Below are 21942 nucleotides of genomic sequence, written 5' to 3' on the forward strand. Positions count from 1 at the left end.
CCCGGCGCTCAGTCCGCGTCGGCCAGGACCTCCCGGAGCCGGCGGGCGAACGCCTCCGGTTGGCCGGCGTAGCCGGACTCGGGGCCGAGGAAGCCGCCGTGGTGGCTCGGGAACACCGCCGCTCGGTGGCCGAGTAGTTCGGCCGTGGCCACCGCGGTGCGGCCGGTGAGGGTGTCGCGGGACTCCTCGCCGACCGCGATCACGATCCGGGTCGGCGCCGCGGTGAGCGCGGCGACGTCGGGGCGGTGGCCGCTGACCGCCGCGGAGCGGTCGGAGAGCAGCGGGTCGTCGCGCGAGCCGTCGTCCTCGGTCGGCATGCCGAACGCGGCCGGGTCGGGCGCCGGCTGCGCGAAGTAGGCGTCGGTGAACTCGCCCTGCCAGGACGTCATCGCGACGAAGGCCGCCATGCCGGCGCCCCAGCCCCGCTCCTGGTACGCCTTCCCGACGGCGGCGCTGGCGCGCTCGGCGGCCGGGGCGTCGGGGAGCACCGAGAACAGCGGCGGCTCGTGCGCCACCAGCGTGGTCACGTCGTCCGGGTACGCCGCGACGAGGGCGAGCGCGGTCACCGCGCCGCCGCTGCTCGCGAACATCTCGACCGGGCCCGCCCCGAGCGCCTCGACGAGCGCGTGCACGTCGGCCGCCTGGGTCACCGGATCGTGGTCGACCCGGCCGTCCCTGCGGACGCTCTCACCGAGGCCGCGTGGGTCGTAGGTGACGACCGTGCGCTCGGGGAAGAGCGAGGCCAGGGTGCGGAAGCCACTGGAGTCCATGGGCTGGCCGATCATGACCAGCGGAGGGCGCCCGTCGGCGGTCGGCAGTGGGCCGTGGACGTGGTAGGCGAGGTCGGCGTCGGGGGTCCGCAGTATCCGTACGTTCATGACCGTGTCGACTCGCGCCGCGACGAGAACTCATCGCGGGATCCGTGAGTACCCCCAACGGGATTCGAACCCGCGCTACCGCCTTGAAAGGGCGGCGTCCTAGGCCGCTAGACGATGGGGGCCGGATAGAACGAGGTGATCCTACTACGGGACCCCCATGGCCGCCCACGTTTCCCGGGGAGGGTGGGGGCGACGGACAATGGGCATGTGCTGGAGATGACGCGCGAGGAGTTCGAGGAACTGGTCAGCGAGGCGCTCGACCGGATACCGCCCGAGCTGACCAGGCTCATGGACAACGTCGCCGTCTTCGTGGAGGAGGAGCCACCGGTCGGCAGCCCCGAGCTGCTCGGGCTCTACGAGGGCATCCCGCTCACCGAGCGCGGCGAGTGGTACGCGGGGGCGCTGCCGGACCGGATCTCCGTCTACATGGGGCCCACGCTGCGGCTGGTCGAGCGCGAGGGCGGCGACCGGGAGCTGGTGGTCGAGGAGGTCGAGATCACCGTGGTGCACGAGATCGCGCACCACTTCGGCATCGACGACGAGCGGCTGCACGCCCTCGGCTACGGCTGAGTCCGCCCGGGTTCCCCGGCGCCCGTCGCGTAGCGGGCGGCGAGCGCGGCGGCGCGCTCGCGGAGGGTGTCGCGCAGCCACCGCGGGGCCAGGGCTTCCGCGTCCGTGGCGAGCTGCCACAGCGCCCATTCGGCGTGTCTCGGGTCCTGGAAGGTCACCTCCAGCCTCAGCCAGCCGTCCGCGTCGGTCTCCTCGGTGCGGACGGCCAGCGCGGTGCCCGCCAGCTCCTGCCGCCGCGCCGGGTTCAGCCGGAGCAGCACGGTGACGAGGTCGCCGCCGTGTCGGAACCGCGTGCCGCGTTCCTGCCAGGCCCGGTCCAGATCGACCCGCTCCGGGCGCTGGGCCGGTTCGTCGAGCTCCTCGGCGGCGAGGATCCGGGACAGCCGGTAGGTGCGGTCCGCGCCGGACCGGGTGGCCAGCAGGTAGCCCTGGTCGCGCACCGTGACCAGGCCGACGGGGTCCACGGTGCGCCACGTCGGGCTCCGGCCCACGGCCGCGTAGTGGATGCGCAGCCGGTGTCCGGCGAACACCGCGCGCCGGACCTCGGCCACGACGGTGTCGGGCAGCTCCTCGGCGACCTGCCGACGCGACAGCAGGTCGGTCTCCGGGTCGATGAGCAGTCGCCTGGCCGCGCCGGCCGCGGTGGCCCGCTGGCTCTCCGGCAGCGCGTCGACCACCTTGCGCATGGCCGAGGCGAGCGCCGAGCCGAGGCCGAACGCCTGCGCGCCGCGCCGCGAGCCGGCGACCAGCAGGGCGAGCGCCTCGTCGTGGTTCAGCCCGGTGAGCTCGGTCTGGAAGCCGGGCAGCAGCGCGAAGCCGCCGTGCCGGCCACGTTCGGCGTAGACCGGGACACCGGCCGCGGACAGCGCGTCGATGTCGCGCAGCACGGTGCGGGTGGACACCTCGAGCTCGCGGGCCAGCGCGGTCGCGGACAGCCGGCCGTGCTGCCGCAGCAGCAGCACCAGCGATACCAACCGGTCGGCGCGCATGCGAAAACCCTACGGGAATACGTGACAGAGGATGTCGTGTATGGGTTGCGAGGCTTCTCGGCGGACGAAGATCCACCGCACAGGAGAGGTGCTTCCCATGGCACACGCCATCGTCAACCCGGCCGGCCTGCACGACCCGGTCCCGTTCGGCTACAGCCACACCGCCGCCGTCCCCGCGGGCACCGAACTGGTGCTCGTCGCCGGTCAGTACGGTTCGGGCCCGGACGGCGCGGTCGTCTCGAACGACTTCACCCAACAGGTGAAGCAGACGTTCCACAACCTCGGCGTCGCGCTCGCCGCCCACGGGCTCGACCTCGGCCATGTCGTCCAGCTCAGGACGTACGTGGTGAACCACGACGTCAGCAGGCTCGGGCCGATCGCCGAGGCCGTGCGGGAGGGCTGGGGCGCGAAGCCGCCCACGCAGACCCTCGTCGGCGTCGCCAGCCTGGCCACGCCCGACGTGCTGTTCGAGGTGGAGGCCGTCGCGGCCAGGAGCTGACCCGCGGGTGGTCCCCCACACGTGGGAATGCGATGGCGTGTCTTTCGTACCGGTGCGGGGGTTGAAGGGGGCGAACGTCACCACGCCCGTCACCGCCGAAAGGTTTCCCGACCGTGCGCCGTCTCGTCCCCGTCGCCACCCTGACCGCCGCGCTGGCGGCCGGGCTCGGCGGCTGCGTCACCGCCGACTCCGAGCGAAGCCACGAGCCCGCCGAGGTGGGGCACACCTCGTCGACCGACGACACCCGGCCCGACGGCGGCGCGGAGCCGGCCGCCGAGGGCGCGCCGGCGGCCGGTGCGGAGCGGGACGACGCGCGGCCGGCCGAGGAGGAGTCCGATCCGGAGGAGCCCGGCGCCGAGCCGGGCGGCACGGGCAAGCGGCCGCCCGTCGACCCGGCCGGGCCGAGCGAGCGGGAGGCCGCCTCGCCCAGCCGGCCGTCCGGCGAGCGCGATCCCGAACCCGAGCCGGCGCCCGAGCCCCGGCCGGCCGACCCCACCACGCCGGACGAGCCGCCGACCGTCGAGCCGGAGCCCGAGCCCACCACCGAGGAGCCGCGGCCGGAGCCAGAGCCGGAGCCCACGCCCGAGCCGTCGACCCCGCAGCCAGAGCCGGAGCCCCCGACGCCCGGGGCGGGCGGCGGCGGCTGATCCGTTTGCGCGGCGGGCCGGGGCGTGCGTATGCTTGTAGATCGTTTGATCCCACTTGCCCGGCGCCCCAAGCAGCGCGCCGTGTGGCGCGTTCCTCGTCTAGCCGTGGCTGACCGCATCCAGGCGGTCCAGAGCACCTACGGAGCTAAGGCGCGTGCCGACCACCCGAACTCCGGAAGGTTCTCACCTCGCATGTCCGTGACCACGCCCGAAGCCCTGCTACCGCTGGACGACGAGCCCACGACCACCTTCGCCGACCTCGGCCTGCCGCAGGCCATCGTCCGCAAGCTCGCCGAGAACGGCGTCACCACCCCCTTCCCCATCCAGGCCGCCACCATTCCCGACGCGCTGATCGGCCGGGACGTCCTCGGTCGGGGCCGCACCGGCTCCGGCAAGACCCTCAGCTTCGGGCTGCCCACGCTGGCCAGGCTCGCCGAGGGCCGCACCCGCCCCAAGCACCCGCGCGCCGTGATCCTCACCCCGACCCGCGAGCTGGCCATGCAGGTCTCCGACGCGCTGGAGCCCTACGGTGACGTGCTCGGCCTGCGGCTCAAGGTCGTCTGCGGCGGCACCTCGATGGGCAACCAGATCTACGCCCTGGAGCGTGGTGTCGACATCCTGGTCGCCACCCCCGGCCGGCTGCGCGACGTGATCGCGCGCGGCGCCTGCTCGCTCGACGACGTCGAGATCGCGGTGCTCGACGAGGCCGACCAGATGGCCGACCTGGGCTTCCTGCCCGAGGTCACCGAGCTGCTCGACCAGGTGCCGCCCGGCGGGCAGCGGATGCTGTTCTCCGCCACTCTGGAACACGAGATCGACACCCTCGTCAAGCGGTACCTGGTGGAGCCGGTCAGCCACGAGGTGGACGCGGCGCAGGGCGCGGTGACGACCATGTCGCACCACGTGCTGATCGTGAAGCCGCGCGACAAGGCCCCGCTGACCGCCGCCATCGCGCAGCGCGAGGGCCGCACCATCGTCTTCGTCCGCACCCAGCTCGGCGCCGACCGGGTCGCCGGCCAGCTGCGCGAGGCGGGCGTGCGGGCCGACGCGCTGCACGGCGGCATGACGCAGGGCGCCCGCACCCGCACGCTGGCCGACTTCAAGGAGGGCCGCAACAGCGTGCTGGTCGCCACCGACGTCGCCGCGCGCGGCATCCACGTCGACGGCATCGACCTGGTGCTCAACGTCGACCCGGCCGCCGACCACAAGGACTACCTGCACCGCTCCGGCCGCACCGCGCGCGCCGGCCGCTCGGGCACCGTCGTCTCGCTGGCCCTGCCGCACCAGCGGCGCACCATCTTCCGGCTGATGGAGGACGCGGGCGTGGACGCCTCGCGGCACATCATCGGCCGCGGCGACCTCTTCGACGAGGACGTGGCCGAGATCATCGGCGCGCGCTCGCTCACCGAGGTGCAGGCCGAGGCGGCGATGGGTGCCGTCACGCACGCCGAGCGCGAGGTGGCCCGGCTCGGCCGCGAGCTGGAGCGCGCCAGGGAGCGGGCGACCGAGCTGCGGGACGAGGCCGAGCGGCTCACGGCGCGTGCCGCGCGGGAGCGCGGCGACGACCCGGCCGAGGCCATCGCGACGGCGGCCGAGGCGCGGGCCGAGGCCCTGGCCGAGGCGGAGCGGGAGGCCGAGCGCGAGGCCCGCCGCGCCGAGCGCGCGGCGCGCGCCGAGGCGGAGCGGGGCGAGCGGCGCGACCGGGACGACCGGCGCGGTGGTGGCGGTGGCTTCCGCCGCGACGACCGGGACCGGGACCGGGACCGTGGCGAGCGGCGCCCCTACGGCCGTCGCGACGACGACCGGCGCGGTGGCGGCGGCTTCCACCGCGACGACCGGCGTGGCGGTGGCGGCGGCTTCCACCGGGACGACCGGCGCGGTGGTGGTGGCGGCTTCCGCCGCGACGACCGCGACCGGGACCGGGACCGTGGCGAGCGGGGCTCGTACGGCCGCCGCGACGGCTTCCGCCGCGACGACCGTCCTTCCTTCGAGCGCCGCGACGACCGCCCCTCCTTCGAGCGCCGCGACGACCGTCCCCGCTGGAAGCGCGACAACTGACGGGACGGCTGGTCGGCCCCGTCAGGGGTTGATCAGCCGACCGTAGGCGGCGCGCACGTCCGCCGCCGACGAGTCCACGTACTCGTCGGGCGGCGGGCCGATGTCGACGGTGTAGTACTCGTACTCCAGGACCTCGGGGCAACTGGCGCCACCGATCGAGACGTTGGACACGTCCACCCGCCGGCCGGTCCGCACCTCGTAGACGCGCACCGGGAACCGCTGCTCGTGGAACGTCACGTTCTGGTACCCGAGGACGCCGAAGTCGCTCTCGTACGGGCAGGTCTCGACCGAGCGGCCCTGCTCGCGTTCCCCGACGCAGATCACCAGCACCGCCTCGTCCGCGTTGTCGGCCAGCCAGGAGGACGGGAGGTCGTCCGCGTGCCCGCTGTTCCCGAAGAGCAGCGCGCGGTGCGGCCCACCGCCCCGGTAGGGGGCGGCGCCCCGGTACGGCTCGGGGTCGTCGCAGTAAGCGGGCTCCTCGTTCGGGTAGGCCACGCTGACGAGTTCGCGCAGCCGGTCGAGCTCGATCGCCGTCTCGGCCCGCTCGACCCCCTCCTCGGCCTCGGTGGCCAGCTCGTGGTCCGGGTACTGGTCGAGCACCTGTCGGTAGCGCTCACGCGCCTGACTCCACTCGTGGTCCGCCATCGCGTCGTCGCCGCAGCCGAGGATCGCGGCGGGCGCGATCCTCGGCACGACCTCGGCGGCGCGGTCCAGCACGTCGCCGCTGCCCGGCCGGTCGCCGAGCCAGTCGGTGATCTCCCGCGTCTCGCAGGCGTTCTCGACCGGCAGGCCGTCGAGGAAGCCGTCGAGGACCGCCCCGACCGCGTCCTCCTGGCCGGGGAACTCCCCGAGGGCCGTGGCGAGATGGTCGAAGCCGGTCGCCAGGGCCTCGGTGTCGCCGGTGAGCGCCGTGTCCAACTCCGCCGTGGCCTCCGCGAGGACGAGTTCGGCCCGCCGGTCGCGCGCGCCCTCCCACCGCGCCCCGGGGTGGGCCTCGTACTCCTCCAACACCCCTGCGGCCCGTAGCCGATCGCTCCCGTCCAGCCGCTCGGCGCGCAGCAGCAGCTCGCACGCCTCGGCGGCGTCCTCGGCTCGGACCACCAGCCGGGGATCGGCCACCCGGTGGCCGGGCCACAGCCCGTCCAGGACGGAGAGCGCCCGGGCGCAGTCGCCGCCGCGGTGCGCCTCGGCCGCGTCGCGTTCGATCCCGGCGGCGTCGAGCCGCAGGGCGACGAGGACCGCCAGCAGCGGGAGCGTGACTCCGGCGGCGACGAGCCGCTGTCCCCGCACGCGGCCCCGGCGCTCCCCGCGCGCCCTCCGCGCCAGCCGCCAGCCGTGCGCGGTCACGAAGAGCCACCATGTGACCACCGCGGCCCGGAGCCACCCGGTCTCCGCGCCCGCGGCCAGCATGGTGACCAGGAGCAGGGTGACGGCCGCGCTGCCGAGGGCGAGCCGCCACCGTCGGAGCATCGCGTAACCCGCGCCGAGGAGCGAGGCGTTGGCGAGCGCGACGGCGAACGGGTCGCGGGCCGCCGGCCGCTTCGGAGCATCTGGTGCCGGGTCCATGGAACGTCTCCCCCGAACGAACAACCGCGGACCTGTCCGATTGTTCGCACCGCCGCCGGGAGGGGTCCCGAACGAGCGACGGGCCGGCGTCCCTTCCGGGCCCGGCCCCCGCCAGGGGGCTTATGCTGCTTCTCACGGGCCGTTAGCTCAATTGGCAGAGCAGCGGACTTTTAATCCGTTGGTTGTGGGTTCGAGTCCCACACGGCCTACCTCTTCCACTCCCCCCTTCGGTCGGTTGACCCGCCGCCGCCACGCACCCTTCTGAGGACGCCCCGCGCCGGGCACACTGATGCGGCATGTCCGGGAAAAGGACCGCCGCGAGGCGGTCGTCGAGTACCAGACAAGTAGGGCCAAAGGGCTTGTGTGATCGATCACATGGGCCTAGGCTCCCGCGAAGCAAGCGCTTACCAAACCGGAGCCGTCCAGGAGCCCCGCATGTCCTCACCGCCCTCCGCCCGCCCCCGCGCCGCCGTCGTCGGCACCGGTGGCATCGTCACCGGCGCTCACCTCCCGGCCCTGACCGCCCACGCCGACCGGGTCGACCTGGTCGCCGCGGTGGACGTCGACGCGGGCCGGCTCGACTCCTTCCGCGTCGCCGCGGCCGAGGCGGGCGCGCGCGACGTCACCGGCTACCAGGACCTCGGCGCGATGCTGGCGGCCGAGCGGCCCGACCTGGTGCTGATCGGCACGCCGCCCGCGCTGCACCACGGGCAGACCGTGGCCGCGTTGGAGGCCGGCGCCTGGGTGCTGTCGGAGAAGCCGCTGACCCTCTCGCTCGCCGAGTACGACGCGATCGCGGCGGCGGAGGAGGCCACCGGCAACTACGCGGCGGTGGTCTTCCAGCACCGCTACGGCTCGGGCGCCGTGCACGCCCGCGAGCTGATATCGAGCGGCGAGCTCGGCCGGCCGCTGGTGGCGCACTGCCAGACCACCTGGTACCGGGACACCGCCTACTACGCCGTGCCCTGGCGTGGCCGGTGGGAGAGCGAGGGCGGCGGCCCGACCATGGGCCACGGCATCCACCAGTACGACCTGCTGCTGCATCTGCTGGGCGAGTGGACCGAGATCCGCGCCATGGCCGGCCGCCTGGTGCACGACGTGGAGAGCGAGGACGTCTCCACCGCGCTGGTCAGGTTCGAAAGCGGCGCGCTGGCCACCGTCGTCAACAGCGTGCTCTCGCCGGACGAGGTCAGCCGGATCAGGGTCGACTGCGCCGAGGCCACCGTCGAGCTCACCCACCTCTACGGCCACCGCAACGAGGACTGGGTCTACACGCCGCGCCCCGGCCTGGACGACGAGGCGCGCGTCAAGCGCTGGCGCACCCCGGCCGCCGACGTCCCCAGCTCGCACGCCGCCCAGCTCGGCGCCCTCCTCGACGCCCGCGAGCGCGGCGAGCGGCCGGCCGGCAGCGGCCCCGCCGCGCGCGCCACCGTGGAGTTCGCCGCGGCGCTGTACAAGTCGGCGTTCACCGGCAAGCCCGTCCACGCCGGCGAGATCACCGCCGACGACCCCTTCTACACGTCCATGCACGGCAACCACCCGGACTGGAGCCCCGCACGATGACGATCAAGGTCACCCACACCCTCGGCGAGCGGATCGTCGTCGGCCACGGCGACGTCGAACTGCTGCACTACGTCTACCGCCCCGACCCGGACGCCTTCGAGTCCCGCAAGCCCTACGTGCACCCGCTGCGCACGCTGGCCGGCAACCTCGCCTCCGGCTACCGGCCCAACGACCACCGCTGGCACAAGGGCCTGCAGATGACGGCCAGCCACCTCTCCGAGCAGAACTTCTGGGGCGGCAACAGCTACCTGAACCCCGAGGTCGGCTACCAGCGGGTCGAGGAACGGGTCGGCTCGATGCGGCACGACGGCTTCGCCGCGCTGGACACCGCCGACGACCGGTTCACCCTCACCGAGAACCTCACCTGGGTGAACAACGGCGGCGAGGAGTGGGCGCGCGAGGAGCGCTCCATCACCGTGCACTCCGTCGACCCCGCCTCCGGTTCCTGGGCGCTTGACTGGACGATCGACCTGACCAACGTCCGTGGCGAGCCGCTGCGCTTCGGCTCCCCGACCACGGCCGGCCGCGAGATGGCCGGCTACACCGGGCTCCAGTGGCGCGGCCCGCGCGACTTCACCGGCGGCCAGGTCATCACCCCGAAGGGCCCGGCCACCGACCAGGACACCATGGGCACCCCGGCCGCCCAGGCGCCGTGGCTCGGCTTCAGCGCCGTGCACGACGACGTGGACGCCTCGACCACCCTCGTCTTCGCGCACGCGCCGGAGAACCTCGACCCGGCGGGCGGCGCCATCCACGAGTCGCACTGGTTCGTCCGCTCCAACCCCATCCCAACGGTCGCGTTCTCCTGGGCGTTCTTCGAGGAGTTCGAACTCGCGCCCGGCGCCTCGTTCGCCTACCGCTACCGCACGGTCGTCGCGGACGGCACCTGGGACGCCGACCGGATCGCCGCCCACCTGGCGGGCCTGGCATGGTGAGCCTGCCCCACCCGCTGCCCGGCGCGGTGGGGCTCTCGCACCTGAGCGCGTACGACTGGGAGGCCGCCGACGGCGTCTGCGGCGGCAGCCCGCACCTGCACCTGGTGTGCACGGAGGCGTACGTGGTCACCGGCGGCGAGGGCGCGGTGCAGACGCTCAGCCCGGACGGCTACCGCGACATCCCGCTGCGGGCGGGGGCGGTCGCCTGGTTCACGCCGGGCACCGTGCACCGGATGGTGCAGGGCGGCGGGCTGCGGATCACCGTGCTGATGCAGAACAGCGGGCTGCCGGAGGCCGGGGACGCCGTCTTCACCTTCCCGGCCGAGGTGCTGGCCGACCCCGAGCGGTACGCGGCGGCCGCGGCGCTGCCGGCCGGCACCGACGCCGAGGTCGCCGAGGCGGCCCGCCGGCGGCGCGACCTGGCGGTCGAGGGCTACCTGCCGCTGCGCGAGGCGCTGGCGGCCGGCGACAACGGGCCCTACCTGGAGTTCCAGCGCACCGCCGCCCGGCTCGTCGCCGCGAAGGTGCCGGCCTGGCGGGAGCTGTGGCGGGCCGGCGCGCTGGCGACCGCCGAGCGCACCGGCGCGCAGCTGGCCGCGCTGGAGGCGGGCGACCCCGGCTACCTGGCCGAGGCCACCGCCTTCGACGCCACGCCGAGCCGGGAGGGCGGGTACGGCATGTGCGGGCGCCGCGACGAGTACGCGCTGCCGGGCACCACGCTGCACGAACCGTCTGCGGAACCGTCTGCCGACGGCCGGGCCGGCTGACGGTTGGGGACCGGGCCGGCCGCTGCGCGGCCCGCGCCCGGTCCGCCGGCGTTCCGGCGCCGTCCGGGACCGTCGCGCTCCGCGCTGTTCCGTACGCCCTGGTCCGATGGCGTTCCGCGCCGTCCGGGCCCTCGCGCTTCGGGCCGTTCTGCGGCTCGCCGCAGCCCCGCGCTCCGTCTACCCGTGCCCCGTCCACCGCCGCGCCGTCCGCCCTCCGGGGCCTCGGCGCCGCCCGCGCCGCACGTGCTGCGCCCGCGGTGTCCCGCGCTGTCCGGGGTCGTCGCGCTCCAGGCTGTTCCGCACGGTCGGTCCGTCGGCGCTCCGCGTCCTCCGGAGCCCTCGCGTCCCGGCCGTTCCGCGGCTCGCCGCAGCCCCGCGCCCCGTCCACCGCCGCGCCGTCCGCCCTCCGGCGCCTCGGCGCCGCCCGCGCCGTCTGCACTGCACCCGCGGTGTCCCGCGCCGTCTGCCCTCCGACCCCTCAGACCCCTCCGATCCCGCCGGCGCCGCTCGCGCCTCCGCCCTCCGTCCCGCCGGGCCTCCGGCGCGGCTCGCGCCGTCCGCACCGGCCCCCGTTCCGTTCCCCGGTGTCCCTTCTGGGCCCTGCCCCCGCCAGGGGGTCTCGGCCCTGCCCCCGCCAGGGGGCTTATGCTGCTCTCCCGGTGGGCCGTTAGCTCAATTGGCAGAGCAGCGGACTTTTAATCCGTTGGTTGTGGGTTCGAGTCCCACACGGCCTACGAGCGCACCGGGGGCGGCAAGATCGACTCGCCGGCCGTCCCCGGTGCGGGCAGATTGGGAACGTGCGGACGGGAACGCCCTGGTGGGCGGGTGGCGGGGCGTGGTACCCCTGGCTGCCCCTCGTGCTGCTCGTCGTCGGCACCGTGGCGGATCTCCTGACCCCGCCGCACCTGACCCTCACGCCGCTCTACGTGGCGGCCCCGATGCTGGCCGCCCCGGTGCTCTCGCTGCGGGTGACCGCGCTCTACGGCCTGCTGGCCACCGCCTCCGTCGGCGTCCAGATGCTGCTGCGCGAGCCCAGCGTCGGCGAGGCGATCGTCAAGGTGACGACCGTCGCCACCATCTCCGCCCTCGCGGTGGTCGTCAACCGCATCGTGGCCCGTCGCGACCGGCGTCTCGCCTCGGCCAGGGAGGTCGCCGAGGCCGTGCAGCGGGCCGTGGTGCCGGAGCCGCCCGACCGGGCCGGGACGTTGCGGGTCGCCACCCGTTACCAGGCGGCGCAGCGCGACACGCTGATCGGCGGCGACCTCTACGCGGTGCGCGAGACGCCGTTCGGGGTGCGGCTGCTGGTGGGGGACGTGCGCGGCAAGGGCCTCGCCGCCACCGAGGCGGTCGCCGTCATCCTCGGCGCCTTCCGCGAGGTCGCCGACCGCGAGCCGGAGCTGGCCGAGGTCGCCGCCTACCTGGAGGCAGCGCTGGTGCGGGAGCGCGAGCAGCGGGCCCCGCTCGACCCGGTGGAGGGCTTCACCACCGCCGTGCTGGCCGAGGTGCCGAGGGAGCGGCCGGTCACGGTGCGGATCCTCAACCGGGGCCATCCGCAGCCGGTGCTGCTCACCCCGGACGGGGACGCGTGCTACCTGGAGGCCGAGCCGGCGCTGCCGCTCGGCCTCGGCGACCTGCTGCCCACGCCGATGGGCCGGGTGCGCAGCACGCCGTTCCCGCCCGGCTCGCACCTGCTGCTGTACACGGACGGGGTGAGCGAGGCCAGGGACGAGCACGGCGTCTTCTTCGACCCGGTCGAGGACCTGAACGGCCGCTCCTTCCCCGGTCCTGGGCTGCTGCTCGACCGGGTGGTGGCGGACGTGGTGAAGCACAGCACCCGGCTCAACGACGACATGGCGCTGCTCGCCCTGCACCACCCGGAGCCGCGCGGGACGCCTGAGGATCACGGTGCGTGAGTGAAAGGCACCGCTCCGCATAACAATTGACGAAACGTCAGGATGCGATTTGGAGCACAGTGACATGAGAAACGGCCGACTTTTCGCCCGTTTTGGGGACCTTGGCGCCTAAGGTCCCCGCCCCGCTCCGCATTTATTCCCGGGGACTCTTGGAAATCCGGGCCCGGGTCTATTAACGTTCGATAACGCAGCGCGGTCGTCACCGCCGTCGCAAGAGACGGCACCGTGCTCTGTCGCCGAATCCGGCACGTGCACAACAACTGCACCAAAGGAACCGGGGAACCACCACTTGGGGTGAATCGGACAGTCGAGGGCAGAGCCCTGGCCCTTCGACCGACCGTAGGAGACCTTCCTGCTCCGAACCCGTCAGCTAACCCGGTAGGCGAAGGAAGGAAAGGAGAGCGCCTGCAGTGGCGTCGAATCGCTATGCCTCCGTTGCCTCCGGGACCTCCGTCGCGGACCGGCACCCGGACGACGACTCCGGAGCCCCGTACGGCACTTACGGCACCTACGACCTGATCGACGCCCAGCCCTCCCAGGACGCCTTCGGCGCCTACGGCGAGTTCGACCCGAGTCGCGCCTACGACCCCACCGCCACCGGTGAGTTCGCCGCCGTCCGCGACGACCGGGACGGTGGCTGGTTCGGCGACTCCCCGACCGGGCACACCCCCGCCGGCCCGGCCGACGACACGACCGAGGCCGGCTTCGCCGCGTACGGCGCCGAGGTCTACGGCCCCGAGCCCGTCGGCGGCGAGCCCTGGAACCCCAGCGAGGAGACGCTGGCCCCGGTCCGCGGCCGGCACCGGGTCTCCCGCCAGCGCGGCGGCACCATGGCCCGCAGCCGCGCCGTGCTCGGCGTCGGCGTCATCGCCGCCGTCGGCGCGGGCGGCATGGCCACCGCCAACGAGGGCGGCGCCTCCGTGCCCGGCGTGGACGCCGCGACCGACACCATGAGCAACATCCCGGTGGTCGGCGGCTTCCTCGCGAGCGAGGAGGAAGCGGCCCCCACCGCGAGCCCGTTCACCACCGCCGGCATGAGCGAGGACGCCGGCGAGGCGCTGCGCGCCCGCATCCTCCAGCAGGCCGACTTCCAGGAGAGCAACGCCGCCGCGCAGGCCAGGACCGCCGCCATCCAGGCTGCCGAGACCCAGGCCGCGGACGCCGCGGCCGAGCTCGCCGAGCAGCAGCGGATCGCCGAGGAGGAGCGGCAGCGCGAGCTCGAGGAGGAGCGGCAGCGCCAGGAGGAGGAGCGTCGGCTCGCCGAGCTGCGCGCCAGCTACACCATCCCGGTGAAGAACTACCGCCTCACCGCCAGCTTCGGCCAGAGCGGCTCGATGTGGAGCTCCGGCTCCCACACCGGCCTGGACTTCGCCGCCCCGACCGGCACCCCGGTCAGCAACATCCACACGGGCACCGTCGTCGAGGCCGCCTGGGCCGGCTCCTACGGCTACCGCGTCATCATCGAGCAGGAGGACGGCACCGAGGTCTGGTACAACCACCTGTCGTCGATGAGCGTCAGCGCGGGCCAGGCGGTCAACACGGGCGACCAGATCGGCCTCGTCGGCGCCACCGGCAACGTCACCGGCGCCCACCTCCACCTCGAGGTCCGCCCCGGCGGCGGCGACCCGGTCGACCCGCTCGCCTGGCTCCGCTCCATGGGCCAGTCGATCTGAGCCTCCCCGGTCACGCGGCCTACGCTGGCCGCATGACCACCTCTACTCCCCGCACCGTGGGCGACCTCCGCGTCTCCCCCCTCTGCCTCGGCGGCAACGTCTTCGGCTGGACGGCGAACGAGGCCGACTCGTTCGCCGTCCTCGACGCCTACGCCGAGGCCGGCGGCAACTTCCTCGACACCGCCGACTCCTACACCGCCTGGATCGAGGGCAACAGCGGCGGCGAGTCCGAGACCATCATCGGCCGCTGGCTGGCCAGCCGCGGCAACCGCGACGCGATCGTCGTCGCCACCAAGGTGGGCGCCCACCCGGACTTCAAGGGCCTGGCCGCGCCCACCATCAAGCGCGCCGCCGAGGCGTCGCTGCGCCGCCTCGGCACCGACCACATCGACCTCTACTACACCCACTTCGACGACGAGTCGGTCGAGGTCTCCGAGATCGTCACCGCCCTCGACGACCTCGTCCGGGAGGGCAAGGTCCGCGAGATCGGCGCCTCCAACATCTCCCCGGCCCGCCTCGAAGCCTCCCGCGACTTCTCGCGCCGCGAGAACAAGGCCCGCTACGTGGCGATCCAGCCGCACTACAACCTGGTCTCCCGCGACACCTACGAGGGCGACCTGGCCGCCGTCGCCGCCCGGCACGGCCTGGCCGCCATGCCCTACTTCGCCCTCGCCGCCGGCTTCCTCACCGGCAAGTACCGCCCCGACACCGACGTCGCCTCCGCCCGCGCCGGCCGCGCCGCCGAGTACCTGGCCACCGACCGCGGCCGCCGCGTCCTCGCCGCCCTCGACGAGGTGGCCGCCGCGCACTCCGCCGAGGTCGCCACCGTCGCCCTGGCCTGGCTCGCCGCCCAGCCCACCGTCGCCGCCCCGATCTCCAGCGCCCGCACCCTCTCCCAACTCCCGGCGCTCCTCGCCCTCGCCGACCTCACCCTCACCGACGCGGAGGTCACGAAGCTGACGGAGGCCTCCGAGGCGTGAACCGCCTCACCCTCCACATCGCCGCCGCCGACCACCGGGTGCAGACCCGCCCCCTGGTCGACGGCGTCGACCTGCTTGCCACGGCCCTCCCCGAAGAACCGGGCATGGACCCCCGCCACCTCCCGACCCTGACCGCCACCGCGGAGCCGCACGAGGCCCGCCTCGCCGAGGCCGAGTGCATGGAGAGCTGCTGCGGCGCCCTCTATGTCACCATCACCCGCACCCCGACCGAGGTCCGCTGGCACGGCTGGCGCGACCCCGACCGCCCCGGCCTCTCCCTCCCCACCCTGCGCTTCCCCGTCAGCCACTACGACGCCGAACTCGCCCGTGCGATGGGCGACTTCTCCTGGGAGTGGCCGGCCCGCACCATAGCCCGCCACCTCGAACCCGCCCTCCGCGACGCCACCGCCTGGCTGACCCGCTGGGAGTGCGACACTCCCACCCTCGCCACCTCCCCGGCCACCCCCACCCAACTCGACCTGCTCTTCTTCCACCGCCCCACCGGCCACCCGGACGCCCCCTGGCTCCAGTTCCGCCGCGCCCTCCCCCTGGCCGAGCCGGAGACCCTGTACGCCGACCTCACCGCCACCGACCCCCGCACCGGCGCCGAAGTCGTCGGCGGCTCGGCGGAGTTCGCCGAGCGGCTCGGCTACCCCTGGCTGTGGTGAAGCACGCCCGGCCGGCGGTTGCTACCTTCGACGTCCGTAGGTCACTCGTCGGAGAACGGGAAACTCCTCATGCATGATGCCCGCACCCTGCTGGAGATGGGGGAAGAGGCGGTTCGGCGGCTCGCGCGGCGTGGGTACGCGTTGGATCTGTCCGCGGTGGAGGGGCTGTTGGCCCGACGCAACGGGTCCATCCGGGCGGCGGACGAGCTGCGCGCCGAGGGGAAGCGGGTGGCGGCCGAGGTGCAGCAGGGGGCGAGGCGCGGTGAGGACGTCTCGAAGGCGAAGGAGCGGGCCCGGGAGATCAAGGAGCGGGTCCGGGAGTTGGAGGTCGAGCAGGAGGCGGTGGCCGAGGAGCTGCGGAGGCTGCTGCTCGGGATTCCCAACCTGCCGGACGACCGGGTGCCCGACGGGGACACGGAGGAGTTCGCGGTCGAGGTGCGGCGGGTGGGGGAGCCGCCGGCGTTCTCGTTCGCGCCGAAGGACCACGTGGACCTCGGGGAGGCGGCCGGCATCCTGGACTTCGGGCGGGCCACCAAGCTGTCGGGGCCGCGCTTCGCCGTCTCGCGTGGTACCGGGGCCGCGTTGGAGCGGGCGCTCGGGGCGTTCTTCCTGGATCTGCACACCCGCCGGCACGGCTATGTGGAGCACGCGGTGCCGCTCCTGGTCACCCGGCGGACGATGACCGGCACGGGGCAGCTGCCGAAGTTCGAGGAGGACCTGTTCAGGACCGGCGTCGGTGACCGGGAGCTGTTCCTGGTCCCGACGGCCGAGGTGCCGCTGACCAACCTCTACGCCGACGAGATCATCCCGCCCGCCGAACTGCCGGTCGCGCTCACCGCGTTGACGCCGTGCTTCCGCTCGGAGGCCGGCTCCTACGGCCGCGACACCCGGGGGCTGATCCGGCAACACCAGTTCTCCAAGGTGGAGATGGTGCGGATCTGCGACCCCGAGCACGCGGACGAGGAGTTGGAGCGGATGCTCGGCCACGCCGAGGCCTGCCTGCAGGAACTCGGCCTCCCCTACCGGGTGATCGTCCTCCCGGCCGGCGACACCGGGTTCTCCGCCCAGTTCACCTACGACATCGAGGTCTGGTTCCCGAGCCAGGACACCTACCGCGAGATCTCGTCAGTGTCGAACTTCGGCACCTTCCAGGCACGGCGCGCCAACATCCGCACCCGGGGCGCCGACGGGAAGCCCAGGCCGGTGGTCACGCTCAACGGCTCGGGCCTCCCGGTCGGCCGCACCCTGGCCGCGCTGCTGGAGAACGGGCAGCGGGCGGACGGTTCGATCGTGCTGCCCGAGGCGCTCGCGCCCTACCTGGGCTTCCGGGAGATCGCGGCGGACGGCACGCCGGTCGGGGACTAACGCCGGTTCGGATAGGTGGCCGTCACCTCGACCTCCACCAGCCAGCCGGGGACGGCCAGCGAGGCGACCTCCATGGTGGCGCGGGCCGGGCGGGCGTCGTTGACCACGAGCGGCGGCGCCGGGGCCGAGGTGCCCATCGGCACCGGGACGACCTCCTCGGTCGCCAGGTCCACGTTGGCGAAGTACTGGCGGTAGGCGCGGTTCCAGCCGGCGTAGTCGGCGGTGCCGGCGCCGGGTGGCGCCATCAGGTAGCACTTCATCGTGACGACGTCCTCGGGGCGCAGTCCGGCCGCCTCCAGGTTGTCCACGATGTTGCGGAGCACGACCAGGGCCTGGGCCTCGGTGACCGTGACGCCCGTCGCGCCCTCGGTGAGTGACGGGTCGGTGTAGCGCTCGGGGGAGCCGGTGGGGGCGGCCGGGTTGAGGGCGCTGGGGCCGAGACCGCTGCTGGCGTACGTCGCGACCTGGCCGCCCATGGCGACGCCGTTGGATATGGCCGGGTTGGTGTTGCCCTCGGGCAGCATGACCCGCACCTGGGTGGGGCGCGGCTGCCACCAGCCGCCGGCCTGCGCGACGGTGGCTCCGGTGAGCACGAGGAGCCCGGTGGCGGTGAGCGCGGTCAGCTTCCGCGGGATCGTGGTGGTCATGCGGACAGCACCCTCTCGTGGATCTCGGTGACGACCTTGCGGGCCGAGGTGAACGCGCCGTGCTGCCAGGCGATGGCGTGGCTGAGCCAGTCGCCGGCGAAGTAGACGTGCCCGGCGGGCTCGTTGAGCAGCCGGTACTCGGGTCCGGTCTGGGACGGCCAGCCGACCCAGCCGGCCTCGATGAACGGTGTGCGGTGCCAGGCCACGCTGAACGAACGGGCCAGCTCCGAGCGGTACTTCTCGCCGTGTATGCGGACGCCCCGGTCGAGGGCCCGCGCGAGCCGCTCCTCGTGCGGCAGCCGGCTGTAGGCGAGCGCGTTCTCGCCGAAGTTGTAGTAGCCGACGACGGTGCCGCGCCGCCCGTGGAAGCCGTGGGACGGGTACCAGATGGTGGAGAGGTCGAGGTCGGTGTTGGTGATGCCGCCGTAGAGGCGCTCGTCCTCCTCCCACCAGCGGCGCCGGTACTCCAGGCCGATCTTGCCGACCGGGGTCGGCGTGGCGTACCGCAGCGCCGCGGTCACGTCCGCGCCGAGGTTGTGCCGGACGCGGGCCATGACCATGGGCGGGATGGCGGCGACCACGAAGTCCGCGGTCTCGGTGCGCACCCGGCCCCGGCCGTCCCGCCAGGTCACCTCGGCGCCGTCGGCGCGGTCGGTGACGGCGGTGACCTCGGCGCCGTAGCTGACGCGGCGGCGGCCTATCGCCTCGGCGAGGGCGCGCGGTATCGCGTCCATGCCGCCGACCGGCTGGAACATGAGCATGGCCTGGTCGTAGCCGAACTCGAAGGAGAAGCGGGTGCCGATGCCGCTGGAGATCACGTCGGACATGGCCGGCACCGAGCCGAGGACGGTGCCCGCCTCGAGACCGGCGCCGGGCTCGACCGAGTAGCCGCGGCGGCTGGTGCCGGTGTACGACCAGCCGTCGGCGCGGCCGCCGATGGCGCCGAAGTTCCGCAGGAAGGAGAGGAGTCGCTCCTTGTCGTCGGCGGTGAGTTCGGCGTCGAGCGCCCCCTGGTCGGTGGCCTTGGCGAGGAGTTCGGAGACATAGCCGTAGACGTCGGCCTTGGCGGTGCGCCAGCGCACCGACTGCCCGGCCAGGGCGCCGGGGACGTTGGCGTGGTGGATGTAGGCGTTGGCGTTCTGGTTGGTGAACACCTGGAGTTCGACGCCGAGTTCGCGGCAGTAGTCGAGCGAGACATGGGACTGCGGGAGCCGGGCGGGCCCGGCGTTCAGGTACTCGCCGTCGGAGAAGGTGGCGCGCTGGGTGCGGCCGTCGAGGTCGGTCTCGGTCGTGCCGCCGCGCACGGTCCAGTTGCGGCCGCCGGGGCGGTCCTTGGCCTCCAGGATGTGACAGTCGTACCCGGCCTTGCCCAACTCGTAGGCGGTGGCCAGGCCGGCGACACCGGCGCCGAGGATCAGGACCTTCTTCGCGGCGCGGCCGGTGAGCGTGAAGTCGCCGGGCGACGGCGGGCGGTACGCCTCGGCGCGGGCGTCGGGGACGGGGGCGAGCCCGAGGGCGCCCATGGTGGAGTAGAGCACTCCGGCGCCGCCGGCGACGCCGACGGATCTCAGGAAGTCGCGGCGCGACGCTGCCACTGCCATGTTGCCTCCTTTGGGGCGCGACGCGCGGCGAGCGGGCGCCCGGAGGCCAGGGCCAGGGCCGTGGCGGCCGTGGGCGGGGGGCCGGCCGGAGTCGCGGTGGTGCGTGAACGATCAGGCCGTACCGGGGTGATACGGACGTGACCGGCGTGCCCCACGAGGTTCCGTCAGCGCTGTTTCGTTCGAATGCCGGAGGCGTATCCGTGTTGCGCCGTGTTGCCTACCGAGAAGTTCCGTGAACCGAACTGTTCACGCGCGAGATGTTGCGCGGGGATGACCGTGTCCGTTCGTCTTGTGACCGTTCGGTTCTGACGAGGTGTCGGCGCGCGTGAGGAGGGTCAGGTCGGCACTGGTCGCGATGGCGAGGGTGCGGCCCGAGGGGGAGAAGCCCGCGGTGCGCAGGGTGGCGTGGGTGGCGTGGTGGATGTGCCACCAGCAGCCGCCGGCCGGGCCGTGGCAGAGGCCGCCGTCCGTGGAGAGCAGCACGCGCTGGTGCGGCCAGTCCGGGCTGACGACGTCCAGGGTCCAGCCGTCGGCCGTGGTGGCGTGCAGCCCGCCGCCGTAGAGGCCCGCTATGCGGACCTGGAGGCCGGCGAGCGGGCCGAGCCCGGGACAGGTGAGGAAGGGCCCCGTGGGATCGCAGACATCCGGGTCCGGGTCCCGGTCCCGCGCCAGCACGGCGCCGGTGGCGCCGTCCAGCACGCCGTGCCCGTCCTGCGAGACGATCATGACCAGGTCCCGGCCGGTCACCGGGTCGGCGGCGAAGCCGATGCCGAGCAGCCCGCCGATGCGGACGGCGGGACCGGGACGGAAGACCGGCCGCCAGGGGGCCGGCGCCGGGGCGACCGGCGCGGCCAGGAAACGCTCCCGGAGCTGCAGCTGGTGATCGGTGAACATCGCGCTCCATCCCAGCGGTGTGTGAGGGAGACGTTACGGTCCGTCGGTCCCCCGCGCCAGGGCCGTCCACGTCAAATCCGGCCCCGGCCGTCAGCCGGACGTAAGCCGGCGACCGCTCACCGCAAACCGGCGTTCACCCGGGCGCCGCCTGGCTCGGCGACAGTCGGGGTATGAAGCTGAGGCTGCGGCCGGGAAGCGTCGCGCGGGCGGTGGACCTCCTCACCGCCTGCGTGCGGGAGTGCGCCGCGTACGTCGCCACCGGACCCGAGGACAGGAAGCTCGTCGCGGCTGTCGGCGCGTTGGTGGTGGAGCACGCCGCCCACGAGCCGTCGGCGGACCGCGCGTTCGACGCGCTGCTCACGGTGGGACGCCGGGCGCTGGACGCCGGCGAGGTGCGTCTCGCCCGCCGGGTCGCCGACTCGGCGGTGGCGCTGCGCAGCAGGTCGGGGGCGGCCTGGCGGCTGCGCGCCCGCGCGCTGGAGGCCGACGGCCGGGACCGCGAGGCGGCCGACGCCCACGAGCGGAGCCGCGCGCTGACCGGCGAGGCCGACCCGGAACTGGTGACGCGCGGCGCGCGGACCATCGGCGTCGGCGACCTACGCGGGCAGCTGGCGGGGCGCCGGGTGTGCGTGGTGGCCAACGGCGAGGGGCTCGCCGGCAGCGCCCTGGGCGGGGTGATCGACGGCTACGACGTGGTGGTGCGGGTGGACTCGTTCCAGACCGACGCTCCGTCCACCGGCGAACGCGTCGACCTGCACGCCGTCTCCTGCCGCAGCGGCGGCCCCGGCTGGCGGCGGCAGGCCCGCACCCGGCTGGTCTTCGGCGAGGAGCCGGCCCAGTGGCGGGAGGCGATCCGCCGCCGTCTGGTGCCGGGCGCGCAGGACTTCCTCGGGGACTGGACGCTGAGCCGGCCGGTCCGCGACCCGGCGCTGATCAACGAGTCGCGATGGGCGGCCGAAGCCAGCACCGGCTTCGTCATGGCGCGGCTCCTCGACCACCTCGACGTCTCCGCCCGGATCGACCTCGTCGGCTTCACCCTGCCGGGACAGCTGCGCGCCGAGGAACGCCAGTGGCTGCTGGCCCACGCCCGCGCCACGGACGGCCCCCGGGTCTCGCTCCGCTAGGGCAACCACGGCGGCGCGGCGCTGGCCTCGGCCCTCCGGGCGCCGGGGTGGCGTCCCGGTGTCGTCGGCTGTCCGGGGCCGAGGCCCGGGCGCGGGGCCGTGGCCGGTCATGGCCGATTCGTTCAAGAAACCGACCGCGGTGGCCCACTACCGTCGCCGCCATGAACAGCGCAGCCTGGGAATCCCGCCACCTCGCCGTCCGCGTCGACCGACCCGCCGAGGACGTCTACGCCTACGCCTCGCAACCGGCCAACCTGCCCGAGTGGGCCCATGGCCTCGGCGGCACCGGGAGCGTCGAGCGGATGGATGGACGCTGGGTGGCGACGTCCTCGCCCCTGGGCCGGGTCGAGATCGCCTTCGCCCCGGACAACGACCTCGGCGTGCTGGACCACGACGTCACGCTCCCCTCGGGCGAGACCGTCCACAACCCGGTCCGCGTGCTCGCCGACGGCGCCGGGAGCGAGGTGGTGTTCACCCTTCGCCGGCGGCCCGGCATGAGCGACGCCGACTTCCAGCGGGACGCCGACACGGTCGCCGCCGACCTGGACCGGCTCAAGCGGCTCATGGAGTCGACCGGGGCGCCACCCGCCCGGTGACCGGCGCGC

20 protein-coding genes, 3 tRNA genes and 1 riboswitch are annotated in these 21942 nt (G+C 74.2%); of the genes, 16 read left to right on the plus strand and 7 right to left on the minus strand.

The genetic code is table 11. The features are described 5' to 3' along the window. Window positions 1-8: 8 nt before the first annotated feature. Both RNC47_RS23385 and RNC47_RS23390 read right to left on the minus strand, forming a co-directional pair. Window positions 9-878: an alpha/beta fold hydrolase gene (locus tag RNC47_RS23385; protein WP_311601483.1), complete on the minus strand. Its 870-nt coding sequence runs from the start codon at window positions 876-878 to the stop codon at window positions 9-11. A 49-nt stretch (window positions 879-927) separates the two neighbouring features. Next, a tRNA-Glu gene (locus RNC47_RS23390) sits at window positions 928-1000 on the minus strand. 94 nt (window positions 1001-1094) lie between these two features. Between RNC47_RS23390 and RNC47_RS23395 the strand changes: the two genes are divergently transcribed. Further along, window positions 1095-1448, plus strand: coding sequence for a metallopeptidase family protein (locus tag RNC47_RS23395; protein ID WP_311601513.1), 354 nt, complete (start codon window positions 1095-1097; stop codon window positions 1446-1448). Here RNC47_RS23395 and RNC47_RS23400 read toward each other — a convergent pair. Next, the gene (locus RNC47_RS23400; RefSeq protein ID WP_311601484.1) at window positions 1439-2437 is read right to left on the minus strand and encodes a helix-turn-helix transcriptional regulator; all 999 of its coding nucleotides are present in this window, start codon (window positions 2435-2437) and stop codon (window positions 1439-1441) included. The two genes, RNC47_RS23395 and RNC47_RS23400, sit on opposite strands and share 10 nt — an antisense overlap. 97 nt (window positions 2438-2534) lie before the next feature. Here RNC47_RS23400 and RNC47_RS23405 point away from each other — a divergent pair, with 97 nt between their 5' ends. The 3 genes from RNC47_RS23405 to RNC47_RS23415 all read left to right on the plus strand — a co-directional run bounded on the left by RNC47_RS23405 (window position 2535) and on the right by RNC47_RS23415 (window position 5641). Next, window positions 2535-2936, plus strand: a complete 402-nt coding sequence (locus tag RNC47_RS23405; protein ID WP_311601485.1) for a RidA family protein — start codon at window positions 2535-2537, stop codon at window positions 2934-2936. 113 nt (window positions 2937-3049) lie between these two features. Beyond that, on the plus strand, window positions 3050-3583 hold the full coding sequence (locus RNC47_RS23410) for a hypothetical protein (RefSeq protein ID WP_311601486.1): 534 nt from the start codon (window positions 3050-3052) through the stop codon (window positions 3581-3583). 192 nt (window positions 3584-3775) lie between these two features. After that, on the plus strand, window positions 3776-5641 hold the full coding sequence (locus RNC47_RS23415) for a DEAD/DEAH box helicase (RefSeq protein ID WP_311601487.1): 1866 nt from the start codon (window positions 3776-3778) through the stop codon (window positions 5639-5641). A gap of 21 nt (window positions 5642-5662) precedes the next feature. Here RNC47_RS23415 and RNC47_RS23420 read toward each other — a convergent pair whose 3' ends face one another. Then, window positions 5663-7207: a hypothetical protein gene (locus tag RNC47_RS23420; RefSeq protein WP_311601488.1), complete on the minus strand. Its 1545-nt coding sequence runs from the start codon at window positions 7205-7207 to the stop codon at window positions 5663-5665. Between the two features lie 136 nt (window positions 7208-7343). Here RNC47_RS23420 and RNC47_RS23425 point away from each other — a divergent pair. The 10 genes from RNC47_RS23425 to serS all read left to right on the plus strand — a co-directional run bounded on the left by RNC47_RS23425 (window position 7344) and on the right by serS (window position 17071). Next, window positions 7344-7416 (plus strand) — tRNA-Lys (locus RNC47_RS23425). A 226-nt stretch (window positions 7417-7642) separates the two neighbouring features. Beyond that, on the plus strand, window positions 7643-8770 hold the full coding sequence (locus RNC47_RS23430; RefSeq protein ID WP_311601489.1) for a Gfo/Idh/MocA family protein: 1128 nt from the start codon (window positions 7643-7645) through the stop codon (window positions 8768-8770). Next, window positions 8767-9705 (plus strand): DUF6807 domain-containing protein, encoded by a 939-nt coding sequence (locus RNC47_RS23435; protein WP_311601490.1) that lies wholly within the window; start codon window positions 8767-8769, stop codon window positions 9703-9705. The genes RNC47_RS23430 and RNC47_RS23435 overlap by 4 nt, the downstream gene beginning before the upstream one ends. Further along, window positions 9699-10472 carry a cupin domain-containing protein gene (locus RNC47_RS23440; RefSeq protein WP_311601491.1) on the plus strand — a complete coding sequence of 258 codons (774 nt, stop codon included), beginning with the start codon at window positions 9699-9701 and terminating at the stop codon, window positions 10470-10472. Before RNC47_RS23435 ends, RNC47_RS23440 begins: the two co-directional genes overlap by 7 nt. 661 nt (window positions 10473-11133) lie before the next feature. Then, a tRNA-Lys gene (locus RNC47_RS23445) sits at window positions 11134-11206 on the plus strand. A 63-nt stretch (window positions 11207-11269) separates the two neighbouring features. Further along, window positions 11270-12385 carry a PP2C family protein-serine/threonine phosphatase gene (locus RNC47_RS23450; protein WP_311601493.1) on the plus strand — a complete coding sequence of 372 codons (1116 nt, stop codon included), beginning with the start codon at window positions 11270-11272 and terminating at the stop codon, window positions 12383-12385. A gap of 224 nt (window positions 12386-12609) precedes the next feature. After that, a riboswitch (cyclic di-AMP (ydaO/yuaA leader) is annotated at window positions 12610-12785 on the plus strand. Window positions 12786-12900: 115 nt separating this feature from the next. Continuing rightward, entirely contained in the window at window positions 12901-14058 is a 1158-nt protein-coding gene (locus RNC47_RS23455; RefSeq protein WP_394814853.1) for a M23 family metallopeptidase, read from the plus strand. 32 nt (window positions 14059-14090) lie between these two features. After that, complete coding sequence (locus RNC47_RS23460) at window positions 14091-15038, plus strand: aldo/keto reductase (RefSeq protein WP_311601495.1); 948 nt, start codon at window positions 14091-14093, stop codon at window positions 15036-15038. Continuing rightward, a complete protein-coding gene (locus tag RNC47_RS23465) occupies window positions 15035-15706 on the plus strand; it encodes a hypothetical protein (RefSeq protein WP_311601496.1) in 672 nt (223 codons plus the stop codon). Before RNC47_RS23460 ends, RNC47_RS23465 begins: the two co-directional genes overlap by 4 nt. A 69-nt stretch (window positions 15707-15775) precedes the next feature. Further along, on the plus strand, window positions 15776-17071 hold the full coding sequence (gene serS / locus RNC47_RS23470; protein WP_311601497.1) for a serine--tRNA ligase: 1296 nt from the start codon (window positions 15776-15778) through the stop codon (window positions 17069-17071). Here serS and RNC47_RS23475 read toward each other — a convergent pair. The 3 genes from RNC47_RS23475 to RNC47_RS23485 form a co-directional block, all read right to left on the minus strand. Continuing rightward, window positions 17068-17718: a Rid family hydrolase gene (locus RNC47_RS23475; protein ID WP_311601498.1), complete on the minus strand. Its 651-nt coding sequence runs from the start codon at window positions 17716-17718 to the stop codon at window positions 17068-17070. The two genes, serS and RNC47_RS23475, sit on opposite strands and share 4 nt — an antisense overlap. After that, window positions 17715-19319: a flavin monoamine oxidase family protein gene (locus tag RNC47_RS23480; RefSeq protein WP_311601499.1), complete on the minus strand. Its 1605-nt coding sequence runs from the start codon at window positions 19317-19319 to the stop codon at window positions 17715-17717. Before RNC47_RS23480 ends, RNC47_RS23475 begins: the two co-directional genes overlap by 4 nt. 246 nt (window positions 19320-19565) lie before the next feature. Continuing rightward, window positions 19566-20213, minus strand: a complete 648-nt coding sequence (locus RNC47_RS23485; RefSeq protein ID WP_311601501.1) for a hypothetical protein — start codon at window positions 20211-20213, stop codon at window positions 19566-19568. A 170-nt stretch (window positions 20214-20383) separates the two neighbouring features. Between RNC47_RS23485 and RNC47_RS23490 the strand changes: the two genes are divergently transcribed. Next, window positions 20384-21337 carry a hypothetical protein gene (locus RNC47_RS23490; RefSeq protein WP_311601502.1) on the plus strand — a complete coding sequence of 318 codons (954 nt, stop codon included), beginning with the start codon at window positions 20384-20386 and terminating at the stop codon, window positions 21335-21337. Window positions 21338-21498: 161 nt separating this feature from the next. Continuing rightward, complete coding sequence (locus tag RNC47_RS23495; protein WP_311601503.1) at window positions 21499-21933, plus strand: SRPBCC family protein; 435 nt, start codon at window positions 21499-21501, stop codon at window positions 21931-21933. Window positions 21934-21942: the final 9 nt, after the last annotated feature.

The organism is Streptomyces millisiae (assembly GCF_031845425.1).
Lineage (GTDB): Bacteria > Actinomycetota > Actinomycetes > Streptomycetales > Streptomycetaceae > Streptomyces > Streptomyces millisiae.